11 protein-coding genes are annotated in these 12927 nt (G+C 54.6%); 8 read left to right on the top strand and 3 right to left on the bottom strand.

Annotated elements, in window-relative coordinates:
* The first annotated feature begins 73 nt into the window (after window positions 1–73).
* From ACMGGP_RS19545 to ACMGGP_RS19515, 7 genes are all read left to right on the top strand, one after another.
* Window positions 74–574 (top strand): GNAT family N-acetyltransferase, encoded by a 501-nt coding sequence (locus tag ACMGGP_RS19545; RefSeq protein ID WP_000376623.1) that lies wholly within the window; start codon window positions 74–76, stop codon window positions 572–574.
* 506 nt (window positions 575–1080) lie between these two features.
* Window positions 1081–1845 carry an IS6-like element IS6100 family transposase gene (locus ACMGGP_RS19540; RefSeq protein WP_498798748.1) on the top strand — a complete coding sequence of 255 codons (765 nt, stop codon included), beginning with the start codon at window positions 1081–1083 and terminating at the stop codon, window positions 1843–1845.
* 556 nt (window positions 1846–2401) lie between these two features.
* Complete coding sequence (locus tag ACMGGP_RS19535) at window positions 2402–3889, top strand: SulP family inorganic anion transporter (protein WP_003090759.1); 1488 nt, start codon at window positions 2402–2404, stop codon at window positions 3887–3889.
* 14 nt (window positions 3890–3903) lie between these two features.
* A complete protein-coding gene (locus ACMGGP_RS19530) occupies window positions 3904–4755 on the top strand; it encodes a universal stress protein (protein ID WP_003090760.1) in 852 nt (283 codons plus the stop codon).
* Complete coding sequence (locus ACMGGP_RS19525) at window positions 4755–5114, top strand: TraR/DksA family transcriptional regulator (protein ID WP_003090764.1); 360 nt, start codon at window positions 4755–4757, stop codon at window positions 5112–5114. Before ACMGGP_RS19530 ends, ACMGGP_RS19525 begins: the two co-directional genes overlap by 1 nt.
* A 45-nt stretch (window positions 5115–5159) precedes the next feature.
* Window positions 5160–6122, top strand: a complete 963-nt coding sequence (locus ACMGGP_RS19520) for an SdiA-regulated domain-containing protein (protein ID WP_010794530.1) — start codon at window positions 5160–5162, stop codon at window positions 6120–6122.
* A gap of 111 nt (window positions 6123–6233) precedes the next feature.
* Window positions 6234–6959: a nucleoside recognition domain-containing protein gene (locus tag ACMGGP_RS19515; protein WP_498798747.1), complete on the top strand. Its 726-nt coding sequence runs from the start codon at window positions 6234–6236 to the stop codon at window positions 6957–6959.
* A 435-nt stretch (window positions 6960–7394) separates the two neighbouring features.
* On the opposite strand, the gene ACMGGP_RS19510 is transcribed toward ACMGGP_RS19515, so the two are convergent.
* Window positions 7395–8432: a tyrosine-type recombinase/integrase gene (locus ACMGGP_RS19510; protein ID WP_010671927.1), complete on the bottom strand. Its 1038-nt coding sequence runs from the start codon at window positions 8430–8432 to the stop codon at window positions 7395–7397.
* A 933-nt stretch (window positions 8433–9365) separates the two neighbouring features.
* On the opposite strand from ACMGGP_RS19510, the gene ACMGGP_RS19505 reads away from it, so the two are divergent.
* Window positions 9366–9848, top strand: a complete 483-nt coding sequence (locus ACMGGP_RS19505; protein WP_336999744.1) for an SgcJ/EcaC family oxidoreductase — start codon at window positions 9366–9368, stop codon at window positions 9846–9848.
* Window positions 9849–10130: 282 nt separating this feature from the next.
* Here the strand turns inward: ACMGGP_RS19505 and ACMGGP_RS19500 are convergent, their stop codons facing one another.
* Window positions 10131–11348, bottom strand: coding sequence for an acyl-CoA dehydrogenase family protein (locus ACMGGP_RS19500; RefSeq protein ID WP_498798746.1), 1218 nt, complete (start codon window positions 11346–11348; stop codon window positions 10131–10133).
* On the bottom strand, window positions 11341–12801 hold the full coding sequence (locus tag ACMGGP_RS19495) for an MFS transporter (RefSeq protein ID WP_029519691.1): 1461 nt from the start codon (window positions 12799–12801) through the stop codon (window positions 11341–11343). Before ACMGGP_RS19495 ends, ACMGGP_RS19500 begins: the two co-directional genes overlap by 8 nt.
* Window positions 12802–12927 lie beyond the last annotated feature (126 nt).

Here is a 12927-nt window from a genome sequence, read left to right as displayed (position 1 = left end):
GCGCAGACATGCTGGGCTCGTCAGGATCAAACTGCACTATGAGGCGGCGGTTCATACCGCGCCAGGGGAGCGAATGGACAGCGAGGAGCCTCCGAACGTTCGGGTCGCCTGCTCGGGTGATATCGACGAGGTTGTGCGGCTGATGCACGACGCTGCGGCGTGGATGTCCGCCAAGGGAACGCCCGCCTGGGACGTCGCGCGGATCGACCGGACATTCGCGGAGACCTTCGTCCTGAGATCCGAGCTCCTAGTCGCGAGTTGCAGCGACGGCATCGTCGGCTGTTGCACCTTGTCGGCCGAGGATCCCGAGTTCTGGCCCGACGCCCTCAAGGGGGAGGCCGCATATCTGCACAAGCTCGCGGTGCGACGGACACATGCGGGCCGGGGTGTCAGCTCCGCGCTGATCGAGGCTTGCCGCCATGCCGCGCGAACGCAGGGGTGCGCCAAGCTGCGGCTCGACTGCCACCCGAACCTGCGTGGCCTATACGAGCGGCTCGGATTCACCCACGTCGACACTTTCAATCCCGGCTGGGATCCAACCTTCATCGCAGAACGCCTAGAACTCGAAATCTAACGTCCGTTCGGGCATCGAGGTCCATGTCGGGGTGGGACGGGCCCGTGGCTTCAAGATCACTTGCAGTCCGACCGCGATGTCTTGGTTGCGCGAGAGGTTGTCGATATCCTCCACTTCCATCATCAACCCTGGATAATGCCGCCGCCGTCATCGCCGCCGACGCCCGTGCCGGGCTTTTCGGGCCTGTCAGGCTTGCTCGGCCTTCAGCCTGCCTGGGCGAGATCTCCGGCGGACGGATTAACGGCGGAGCTTCGCCGCCTTTCGTGCGTGTGAAGGCCGAAGATAGTTCTCTCAAAAACATCCGTTTATGAGAGATACCAAATGTCATTTTCAGAAGACGACTGCACCAGTTGATTGGGCGTAATGGCTGTTGTGCAGCCAGCTCCTGACAGTTCAATATCAGAAGTGATCTGCACCAATCTCGACTATGCTCAATACTCGTGTGGGCTCTGTTGCAAAAATCGTGAAGCTTGAGCATGCTTGGCGGAGATTGGACGGACGGAACGATGACGGATTTCAAGTGGCGCCATTTCCAGGGTGATGTGATCCTGTGGGCGGTGCGCTGGTATTGTCGCTATCCGATCAGCTATCGCGACCTTGAGGAAATGCTGGCGGAACGCGGCATTTCGGTCGACCATACGACGATCTATCGCTGGGTCCAGTGCTACGCCCCGGAGATGGAGAAGCGGCTGCGCTGGTTCTGGCGGCGTGGCTTTGATCCGAGCTGGCGCCTGGATGAAACCTACGTCAAGGTGCGGGGCAAGTGGACCTACCTGTACCGGGCAGTCGACAAGCGGGGCGACACGATCGATTTCTACCTGTCGCCGACCCGCAGCGCCAAGGCAGCGAAGCGGTTCCTGGGCAAGGCCCTGCGAGGCCTGAAGCACTGGGAAAAGCCTGCCACGCTCAATACCGACAAAGCGCCGAGCTATGGTGCAGCGATCACCGAATTGAAGCGCGAAGGAAAGCTGGACCGGGAGACGGCCCACCGGCAGGTGAAGTATCTCAATAACGTGATCGAGGCCGATCACGGAAAGCTCAAGATACTGATCAAGCCGGTGCGCGGTTTCAAATCGATCCCCACGGCCTATGCCACGATCAAGGGATTCGAAGTCATGCGAGCCCTGCGCAAAGGACAGGCTCGCCCCTGGTGCCTGCAGCCCGGCATCAGGGGCGAGGTGCGCCTTGTGGAGAGAGCTTTTGGCATTGGGCCCTCGGCGCTGACGGAGGCCATAGGCATGCTCAACCACCATTTCGCAGCAGCCGCCTGATCGGCGCAGAGCGACAGCCTACCTCTGACTGCCGCCAATCTTTGCAACAGAGCCTCCGTCGCCATGCTCACCTCGCTTTGGTGCACACGAGTATTGAGCATAGTCGAGATTGGTGCAGATCACTTCTGATATTGAACTGTCAGGAGCTGGCTGCACAACAGCCATTACGCCCAATCAACTGGTGCAGTCGTCTTCTGAAAATGACACAGTTAGGGTATAGCTCAGGCTGACATCCAAACAGGACGCCCTAGTCCGGGGGTGACTCGCAGAAATTGCCCTCTTCCTGTAGACTGTTGCGGCCATTGAGTTACTAAAGACACTCGATAAGACCTCATGCTTACCCTGCAAAACATGATCTGGCTGCCTACGCCGCCATAGCGCTTCGCCCCCCCGCATCATCTGTGACTGCTTGCTCTGCCAGCGGTCGCTTTCTGCTGTGCTTTAGGTTTTAACACCCGCCACAGCTCCTCTACATCCGACATTTGACCTCGTATCGACCAGCTGCACTTGGCCTGCGCCATGCTGTGCTGCGCGATCCATTGCCTTGGGAATTCTGATGCTCCACTCGTTAAAACAAACCTGGTTATCCAACATCCGTGGCGACATCCTCGCCGGTCTTGTGGTCGCACTGGCCCTAATCCCTGAAGCCATCGCCTTCTCGATCATTGCTGGCGTTGACCCTAAGGTCGGCCTTTACGCCTCTTTCTGTATCGCTGTGGTGATCGCCTTTGTCGGTGGCCGCCCAGGCATGATTTCGGCCGCAACGGGTGCCATGGCACTGCTGATGGTGACTCTGGTCAAGAACCATGGTCTTGAATATCTGCTGGCCGCCACGCTGCTATGTGGCGTGCTACAAATTGCTGCTGGCTACCTGAAGCTCGGATCGCTGATGCGCTTCGTCTCGCGCTCGGTGGTGACCGGTTTTGTCAATGCACTGGCGATCCTGATTTTCATGGCTCAGCTGCCCGAGCTGACTAATGTCACCTGGCACGTCTACGCCATGACAGCCGCAGGCCTCGGCATCATCTATCTGTTCCCCTATGTCCCCAAGATCGGCAAGCTCATCCCATCGCCGCTGGTGTGCATCATCGTGCTGACCGCCGTCGCCATGTCGGTTGGTCTGGATATCCGCACGGTCGGTGATATGGGTGAACTGCCGGATACGCTACCGATCTTCCTCTGGCCTGATGTGCCGCTGACATTCGAGACGCTGGCCATCATCTTTCCTTATTCGGCAGCACTGGCTGTGGTCGGTCTGTTGGAGTCGATGATGACCGCGACCATTGTCGACGACCTGACCGACACCCCGAGTGACAAGAACCGCGAGTGCAAGGGCCAGGGCGTGGCCAACATTGCTTCGGGTCTGATCGGCGGTATGGCTGGCTGCGCGATGATTGGTCAGTCGATCATTAACGTGAAATCCGGCGGTCGTTCTCGCCTGTCGTCTCTTGCCGCAGGCGTATTTCTGCTGCTGATGGTGGTTTTCCTCGGCGACTGGCTGAAGCAGATCCCAATGGCTGCGCTGGTGGCAGTGATGATCATGGTGTCCATCGGCACCTTCAGTTGGGATTCGCTGCGCAACCTGAAGAAGCATCCGTTGTCGACCAACATTGTCATGGTCGTCACCGTGGTGGTCGTGGTGGCCACCCACAACCTGGCCTTCGGCGTGTTAGCCGGCGTGCTACTGGCTGCGATGTTCTTCGCCAACAAGGTTGGCCATTACATGGCGATCAGTTCTTCGCTGGACGAAGCCGGCGAGCATCGTAGCTATAACGTCACCGGTCAGGTGTTCTTCAGCTCGGCTGACAAGTTCGTCGCAGCCTTCGACTTCAAGGAAGCCCTGAACAAGGTAACCATCGACCTGAATCGTGCACACTTCTGGGATATCACCGCTGTTGCAGCCCTGGACAAGGTAGTCATTAAGTTCCGCCGTGAAGGTACTGAAGTCGAAGTGCTGGGCTTAAACGAGGCCAGCGCCACTATCGTGGATCGCTTTGGTGTTCACGATAAACCTGACGCCATTGATCAACTCATGGGCCACTGAGAAGGAGAACAACAATGACCCACGTAATTGCCTGTATCGACGGTTCCACCTCGGCTCCAGCTGTTTGCGACTACGCGGCCTGGGCCAGTCTGAGCCTGGAAGCGCCGCTGACCTTCCTGCATGTGCTGGATCAGCGCCAGTATCCGGTTGCAGCAGATTTGAGTGGCAACATTGGCCTTGGCAGCCGCGAGCACCTGCTTGATGAGCTTGCTTCCCTGGATGAACAGCGCGGCAAGTTGGCCCTTGAACAAGGGCGAATCATGCTTGCAGCCGCGAAAGAACGGGCCGTGAATGATGGTGTGCGCGCACCGGAGTCCAAGCAGCGACATGGCGATTTACTGGAGAGCTTGCAAGAGCTGCAAAGTGAAACGCGCTTGCTGGTTATCGGTCGCCAGGGCGAGTCTAGTGGCGGTCTGAGTCAGCATGTCGGAAGCCAGCTGGAAAGCGTTATTCGTATCATGCACCGGCCAATCCTGGTCACCCCGGCCAACTTCCAAAAGCCCAAGAGCGCGATGCTGGCATTCGATGGCGGCGCTACAACCCGCAAGGGTGTGGAGATGCTGGCAGCCAGCCCGCTGCTGAAGGGGCTGCCGATCCATCTGGTCATGGTTGGGCCCGTGAACGACGAAGCGTCCGCGCAGCTGGACTGGGCGCAGAAAGTGCTGATCAACGCCGGATTTACCGTTCGCGCTGAGACTCGGAGCGGTGAAATAGAACGTACCCTGCACGCCTATCAGAAAGAGCATGGCATCGATCTGCTAGTGATGGGGGCTTATGGACACTCACGTATCCGGCAGTTCCTGGTCGGCAGCACCACTACCAGCATGCTCCGTACCACCACCAGTCCGCTGTTACTGCTGCGCTAATGAGCCTGGACGACGCCCTCGATCTTGCCCATTTCAAGACCCTACTGGAACAGCGGGCTGCCGAGCTGGATCGATTGCTGGGAGACGCTGAGTCTCGCTCGCAATCGGTAGAGCTGGATCAAAGCAAGGTGGGGCGTCTATCGAGAATGGACGCACTCCAGCAACAAGCGATGAACGATGCGATCCGCAGTCGTGCACGGCATGAACGTGTCCGTCTCCAACTGGCCCTCAAGCGCTGGCACGAGGGCGACTATGGCTGGTGTAACCAATGCGGCGAGTTGATCGCCTCGGGCCGTCTGGAGTTCGATCCGGCCACGCCGTTGTGTATCACCTGTGCCAGCCGCGCCGAGTCGGGTTGAAACCATCACGGCTCGTGGCGTCAGTCTGATTTAACGAGGCTTCTAATGTATTTGATGGCTAAAAACTGGCTGGGCCGAACACGGAAAGTAAGTGTTTGGATGTGGGCGCTTGTATGCCTTGTGTTGCTCACCGTATTCCAAGTACGTACTCATCACCTTGATGATCGTCTGTACTTTTGGATCAAGACCCACTGGCACACAGACGATTGGCAGGAGCGCTCTGTGTGGCTGCCTGGCTATCGGGTTGAGCTGGATGCTAAGGCGGTTCCCGGTGTGGACAACAACCTTTCGGGCCTGACCTTCGATCCTGACCTAAATCTGCTGTGGGCGGTTACCAATGGCCCGAACGAGCTGCTGGCCCTCAGTCGTGACGGTGACGTGGAGCGACGTTACAGCCTGGATGGCTTCCACGACGTGGAAGCGGTGTCCTATGCCGGCAACGGTCAACTGGTCATTGCCGAAGAGCGGCGGCAGAGCCTGGTTATCGTGGATATCCCCATCGACGAATACGGTAAGCTTTCTCCTGATCGACCATTGAGCCTAGACCAGTATTCAGCGCTAACCTTGGCGCTTGGCAAGGAGGACAACAAAGGCCTTGAAGGGCTCGCCTACGACCTAAAAGGTGATCGTTTGTTTGTGACCAAGGAGCGTGACCCCCGGCAATTACTGGAAGTGAGCGGCCTTCGTGCCAGCCTGGAAGGAGGCGTTTCCCTGCACGTCCGCGACATGTCCAACCTAGTAAAAGACAAGGTGTTTGCCACTGACTTGTCTTCGGTTGTATTCGATCAACAGAGCGGCCATCTGATCCTGCTCAGCGACGAGTCGAAACTGCTGATTGAAATGACCGACGAGGGCAAGGTGGTGAGTTTCCGCTCCTTGGCGAGGGGGTTTGCTGGTTTGCTGAAAGGTATACCCCAAGCCGAAGGCGTAACCATCGACGATGAAGGGTATTTGTACGTGGTCAGCGAGCCGAACTTGTTCTATCGCTTTACCCGCGAGACAGATTGACCAGTCAACAAGCTACAGTCAGGCGTGGCCGGGACGCTTGAACTGTTAGCGTACGATTTTTTCCGAATTCTGCGGGCTCCCCTACTGAGCAGTTTTGCCTTTAATGGCCAGATGGTTAATGACATTAACCACTCTGCGCTGGCGGCGACCAGCAAAGCGATCACGCCCGTGCTGTTGCCGATTGGTGTCACTCAGGATAACTGGCAGGCAACAGTGGGGCTGGTGAGCGGCATCATGGCGAAAGAGGTCGTAGTCGGCACGCTCAACAGCCTTTACACCACAGAGGCAATCCAGAGCAGTCCATTTGATCCGCAGGCTTTTGACCTGCCTGGTGAGCTTAAAGAGGCGCTGACAGAGACCTGGGCGGGGTTAACGGCTGCCTTCAGAATTGATGCGCTGGCCCATCCCATCGATGCCAGTAAAGGCGATGGTGAGATGGCGACTGGTTCGATGGGCGTGATGTCAGCCAAATTTGGCAGTGGCTTTGCCGCTTACAGTTACTTAATTTTTGTCCTGCTTTATGTTCCCTGCGTCTCGGTCATGGGGGCTATTGCGCGGGAAGCCGGTAAAAAATGGATGATGTTCTCCTTCTTCTGGGGACTCAATATTGCCTACGCCACCGCCACGCTGTTTTACCAGACCGTCACTTTTGCCGACCATCCTGCATTTAGTGCGACCTGCCTGATAATTGTGCTGGTGCTGAACGGAATCATCCTGCTGGCATTGCGAAAAGCGGGAAGCCGGGTGCAGTCAATACCGGTCATGCTCAGGGAGGAAAAGGGGAGTTGCAGCGGCTGCCACGGCGGCTGTGATAAGCAGAAAGGCTTTGCCCGGTAAAAATAAGTACTGATGACATTCACTCTTTCCGCTGCCGGCGATTCCTGGCCGCAGCGGACAGGTGAGGATTGTCCTGTTGATTGTTCTTACGAATTTGAAGCCAGAATGGTGGGATGATTAGCGTATGAGCAGTGACAAAGGCAGCATGACAATTAACCCCGCCAGAAGCATTATCCTTCCCGCTAAGGCGGATACTTACCAAAGCAGGTCTGACCATGCACTGCAGCATGCCCTTATTATGGATAGCAGCTCCTGTTTTGCAGACAGATTCGCAGCATGCGGTATGGCAGTAAGAATAAATCAATTAAATCAGCCGGATGAACGCTATGGATGCCCGCCGCAGCGATAATCCGTACCGGCTTACACACAGGCTGTCCACTTTTTCTGTGGATAACTTCAGCCTGAATAAGGGCTTTATTCTCATTTCAGGAGCCATCAGCCAGGATAATCAGGGTCACCATATTGCTCCATAAACTCCACCATGGCACCTTTGTGTGCATCCACATGGCGAATATAGCGCATCAGTGTTTCTGGTTTTTTCCACGTGCCTTCCTGCATGATCCTGGCAATCGGATAACCTTTATCTGCCATATCCTGCGCAGCTCCTACCCTGGCGCTGTGGCCACTCCAGCCGGTGTAGCGATTTTTGTTGGCCTTTACTGCGCCCTCTTTTCCGGCAGTGCGCCATGCCCGGCTAAAAATCTGTTCCAGTGCCCTTGTGCTCATCGGCTTTTCGGCAATCAGTGGCCGGCCAGACCGATGTACTGCAGTAAACAGCCAGGCATCAGGCTGGCTGGATAGCCCTGACGCTTCAATCCACTCTTCCAGTCGTTGAGTTGAACGGGCGCTGAGCGCCTTAATCAATCCGCCGGTCTGCACAATAGTTTTTGTCCATGCCACATCCAGAATGATGCGACCATCACCGGCACGCATCACATCCCGCACCCTCAAACGCGACAGTTCACTGATACGCAATAGCGTTGCATAAGCCACATGTAAAAAAGCCAGATCGCGAAGCGCCTGAAGGTTATCAGAACCTGACCATTCTTTATCCAGCGCCAGCAGGTCACTCAGCCTGAAGGGCACGGCCTGGCCTGCCCGCTCACCGTTGATCACCGCCACACGGTTTATCTTCTTCATCGTCCGGAAAACCAGCGGAGAGACATTGGGCACCGGCAATCCGGCGTTACGGTGTAACATCGAAATTAACGCCGCGTGTGAAGTGACGGTTGAGGAGGCCCGGCCGCTTTCAGCCAGAAAAGAAAGATAGTCACGCAAATCGTCTGCACTCATCGGCAGGAAGCTGCGCTGGTTATCTTCCGACCAGCGATTGCAGATTCGCATTACGCTAAGCAGCTGTCGCCAGGTGTTAGGTGAGAAAGCCTCTTTATCCTGAACGAACTGCCGGAGCCGCTCGGTGATATCGCTATTCCGGTCAACCGTCAGAGGGGTTAACGGCACTAACTCACTCATATTTGCTCACTTATCAACCAAAGATGCCGATGATCGCGCTACGTTAATTCTGAGAACTAAGCAGGGGGATAACCGGGCATAATTTACGTAGCGTTGTCATTTTCAGGACGAACTCTACTGCTATCCATCTTAACCCGGCACCTTCCCTATGTCATGACTTCGTATAAGAACAATTATACGAAGTTAGTATATCGTAACTGATCCCGTCTGGCTTTTAACGGATTGACGCTCATCGCAGTCAGTCAGGGCAGGTACAGGTCACACGCTTTATCAATAGCTGAACGTAACTCACTGCGAGTTGTTCAAGTGAAACCACGACGCAAAAAAATGTCTCAAACTAAGGCGCGTTTAAACCAGGGTATGAACGGTTTAATCATTATTTAATTAAATCAGCACATCACGATGCTTTATTTTCCCAGCGCAATAATGAGCCGGAGCATCAAAATAGAGATGTTGAAAAATGGCAGACTACGTTAATTAGTTAGTCAGTTAAATTAATAACTCATAAAAAGGTTCCATATAACACTGCTCACAGGAAATATCCTTTTAAAATTTTTATAGAGTACATAAATTAAACACAACTTCCCGATATTACGTTCATAGTTCTGAACAGGCGACATGTCATTTACGCTACCAAAAGAGACCCAGGCATTAACCCTCAGAACAAAAAACTAAATACCAGCTTATCGCCGATTTAAATACCAGACAGCACTTCCTTTCATCTATCTTGTTCCCCTGCATATCAAAAGCGTCGATAAGTATATGCATCAGCTTTTTAATCGAATAAAGCGGCTAATGTATTTGTCGCAGCAGTCTTATTCTGGCTGATCAGCCGGATTAAAACGTATTAACGAGTTATACACATTTTATGGCGGCGTCTGGAAGAACGCACAGAACGTCGGCTTCACCCAGGGTAAATATGAGGATGTTTTCATGAAAAAAACGTTATTATCGCTGTGCCTTTTAGGTCTCTCCTGCGCCCCAGTTGTTACGCAGGCACAACAGTCTGTGACCTGTGTCAGAGCCTCAGAGCAGGATGTGGCCAACCTGTTTGACGCCTGGAATGACTCTCTGGCAACCGGTGATGCAACAAAAGTCTCTGAATTATATGTCAGCGATGCCGTTTTGCTGCCGACCATTTCAAATCAGGTACGTCTGACCGATCAGGAACGTATCGATTATTTTAAAGATTTCCTGAAAAAAGGGCCGAGCGGTAAAATTGATTCCCGGACTATCAGAATCGGTTGTAATAAAGCGATTGATACCGGCGTTTATACATTTACTTTTAAAGATAACACGCACGTCACAGCACGCTACACCTTCACTTATGTCTGGGATGGTAAGGGCTGGAAAATCTCAACCCATCACTCTTCAGCTATGCCAGAGCCTGTAAGCAAGCCTGAACAGACGCGCTGATGAAAAAAGAGCCAGCGTCATGATGTGATGCTGGCTCTTTTCCCTTTACGCGAAAATAAACGTTCGGGCTTGAAGATAATAATGTCTGACTCATACTTAAGAAATGGCAATTAATATTCTTCGCATTTAGCGTGTCTGTTTCCTGTATCACGGACAGTATAAGTGCCATTAAATGGCCAGCATCAGTTTCCCATCCGAATAAAATGAAATCTGTCGGTTTGGTACTTCCATTGCAGGCTGATCAATTCCCAAACGCAAATATCTGCCCATGAAATAGCGGTTTTACACTCCATTTCCATTGCCTATCTGCCAGATGAAGGTCGGATCGGTGCCGTTCACCTCCCAGTCACCCACGTTACGTAGCTTGTAGATCACCGGATTGTGCGACGACACCGTTCGTGCATTACGCCAGTGGCGGTCGAGTGCCTTGCTGACTCGGGTATCAGATGCACCCAGCGCATTGAAGAATTCTGTTGCCGTACGCGTCACCAGCTCAACGGCCACCGCCTGTGCCTGAGCGGACTCTACTTCGGCCAGCACATTTGCCGCATGAAGCTGTGCCTCATCTGCGCCACTCAGTTGCAGCTCAAATGCCCGCTGCAACGAGTGGGTCGCCCGGTGGACGGCGGCTTCGGCTGCCCATGCCCAGCTGCTTATCTGACCGACCACCTGCAACACCTGAACATCCTGCTTCACCTGCGAAGCATTACCATGACTGTAAATGCGTTTACGCTGCGCCACGCCCTGAGCGGCATCGCGCACCACCGCCCGCCCGATGCCCGCCAGCGTGGCCAGTAAGACATGCTGATAGAATGCCGTCTGATAGCGGAAACGCTCACTGAAATCATAGACATGTGGCAGTTCAACCCGGGCCTGATGAAAGCGCGTAGTACCACTGCCGGTCAGTCGCTGCCCGAAGCCATCCCAGTCATCATCGCGCTCCACCTCATTCTGGTGGGTGTTCACCAGGGCAATCACATCACGACCGTTATCCGCGCGCTGAGCATAGACATCAATCCAGTCCGCATAGAGTGTGCCGGTGCTGTAGAACTTCTCACCGCTGATCCGCCATCCCCCCTCATCGGGAGAAACCTGAGTGTTGACTTCACCCAGCTTAACCGCGCCGATCTCGCTCCAGCCGCTGCCCACCAGCTCACCGTCCACAAAGCGGCGGAACCAGCGACGCCGATCCTCACTGGCTGGCTGGTTCAGGCGATCCTCAATAAATGCGAAGTGCGCACGCAGCGCCTGTGGCAGGTTGGAATCTGCCTCAGCCAGTTCGGTCAGCAGAGCAAATAACTGCGGCAGGGAAACCCCAAAGCCGCCTTCTTCTTTAGGGATACGCAGGGTGCCAAAGCGCGCCGCTTTCAGCCAGCGAATCGGTTCATGCAACAGTGTGCGTTCGGTTTCACGGGCACTTGCCCCCTCAGCGATGCGGGCGAACAGCGGCCTGAAATGCTGAACCAGTTCGTCAAATTCGGTACGATTTAATTCAGACATGATCCTCTCCTGAGTCGGGTTGTTCATCGATGTCCTGTCGGGTCGGTTCAAAACGAATGATTAACAGGAAAATAATCGGGATAAGGGCGGCCAGCGAGACAATCCAGAACATATTGGTGCCGTAACGCGCCTGCAAAATTGGCAGAATAAACAGCGCCAGCGCGCTGCCCACACCGGAGAGCGAACGACTAAAGCCGACACCGGTGGCGCGTATGTGGGTCGGGTAGGAGAGCGCCGGATAGATCATCAACTGCGCGCCGGGTCCGAATCCCTCTGCAAAGAGCCACAAACCCAGCATCAGCACCGCAAACACCACGCCAGCTGTCGCCTGGGGATGACCAATCAATGCCAGCGAAATCAGCGCGATAAACTGCAGCGCAAATCCGGCGATTGCGACATGCCGTGAGGGAAATTTCCACGCCAGTCGCATCCCCAACAGCCCGCCGGTAAAGGCGAACAACGCATTCAGTCCCAGCGAGGCAGAGATAGTTTCAAATACGCCCGCGCCGAGAAATTGCGCCAGGATAGAGGGCAGGAAGAAAGCGATGGCGGTGTATTCAAACGAAATACAGACGTTCATCACCGCACTGACGACCGTGCGCTCCAGATAAGGCTTCTGAAACAGTACGCGAAAACGCACTTTCGGCGTCGCTTTCACCGCATCGGTTTTAGCGGGCGGCTCCTCATGCGCAACAATGCCGTAAGAGTCACGCAGAATACGCACCGCACCGCTCAGGTCGCCCTGATTCGCCGCCCACAGCGGTGACTCATTCATAAACTTACTGCGCACCGCAATAATCAGTAGCGCCGGTACGGCGCCAAACAGCAGCGAGGCGCGCCACAGCCAGTCGATATGTTCGGCGGGCAGCAGGAAATAGAGTGCAAAAATAATAAAGAAGCAGGCAGACGAAGCGGCATACCACATCGGGCACCAGGCTGCGAGGCGCGATGCTTTATTGCCCTTGCCGGAGAACTTAGAGAATTCTGCCAGATAGGCCATGGCAACCGGCAGATCGATCCCGACGCCGATGCCCATCAGAAAACGGGCACCAATCAACACCCAGACGTTGGGGGCTAGACCTGCCGCAATGGCGGAGACGACAAAAAACAGCATGTCCGCCATAAACACTGAGTAACGGCCATATTTATCGGTCAGCCAGCCGCCGACAAGATTACCCACAATGGTGCCGATCATGATTGACGACGTCACCAGGCCCGTGAGTACCGGGGTTAAACCAAACTCCTTCACCACATCATCGATGCCGTAGGAGAGGGTAGTGAGATCGTAGGCATCAAGAAACACGCCGCCCAGCGCCAGGAAAACAATCCAGCGCGCATAGCTGTTTTTCTCGGTGTTACTGTTGATCAGCCGGGCCACATCACTCACCGATCGAACCGGTTGAGAGTGAGGCGGTGGCGCAGTTAAGGTGTTGTCAATTTCTAATGTACTCATCGTATCCTCGTTATTATATTCAGCAGGTAACGAGGGTTTTATATGAATTACTGGCATAGTTAACAACCAACAAAATCAGATAACTATTATAATTAATTCAATAAGATAGATTTATATTTCGCCCAC

The sequence above is a fragment of the Curtobacterium sp. BNK-1 genome, assembly GCF_048685235.1.
GTDB lineage: Bacteria > Pseudomonadota > Gammaproteobacteria > Enterobacterales > Enterobacteriaceae > Pantoea > Pantoea agglomerans.
This window is presented reverse-complemented; position numbering and strand designations above follow the sequence as displayed.

Excerpts from the sequence above, each read along its gene's own strand:
- ACMGGP_RS19545 (WP_000376623.1), top strand. The coding sequence starts at position 74 with ATGGACAGCGAGGAGCCTCCGAACGTTCGGGTCGCCTGCTCGGGTGAT.
- ACMGGP_RS19540 (WP_498798748.1), top strand. The coding sequence starts at position 1,081 with ATGACGGATTTCAAGTGGCGCCATTTCCAGGGTGATGTGATCCTGTGG.
- ACMGGP_RS19535 (WP_003090759.1), top strand. The coding sequence starts at position 2,402 with ATGCTCCACTCGTTAAAACAAACCTGGTTATCCAACATCCGTGGCGAC.
- ACMGGP_RS19530 (WP_003090760.1), top strand. The coding sequence starts at position 3,904 with ATGACCCACGTAATTGCCTGTATCGACGGTTCCACCTCGGCTCCAGCT.
- ACMGGP_RS19525 (WP_003090764.1), top strand. The coding sequence starts at position 4,755 with ATGAGCCTGGACGACGCCCTCGATCTTGCCCATTTCAAGACCCTACTG.
- ACMGGP_RS19520 (WP_010794530.1), top strand. The coding sequence starts at position 5,160 with ATGTATTTGATGGCTAAAAACTGGCTGGGCCGAACACGGAAAGTAAGT.
- ACMGGP_RS19515 (WP_498798747.1), top strand. The coding sequence starts at position 6,234 with ATGGTTAATGACATTAACCACTCTGCGCTGGCGGCGACCAGCAAAGCG.
- ACMGGP_RS19510 (WP_010671927.1), bottom strand. The coding sequence starts at position 8,432 with ATGAGTGAGTTAGTGCCGTTAACCCCTCTGACGGTTGACCGGAATAGC.
- ACMGGP_RS19505 (WP_336999744.1), top strand. The coding sequence starts at position 9,366 with ATGAAAAAAACGTTATTATCGCTGTGCCTTTTAGGTCTCTCCTGCGCC.
- ACMGGP_RS19500 (WP_498798746.1), bottom strand. The coding sequence starts at position 11,348 with ATGTCTGAATTAAATCGTACCGAATTTGACGAACTGGTTCAGCATTTC.
- ACMGGP_RS19495 (WP_029519691.1), bottom strand. The coding sequence starts at position 12,801 with ATGAGTACATTAGAAATTGACAACACCTTAACTGCGCCACCGCCTCAC.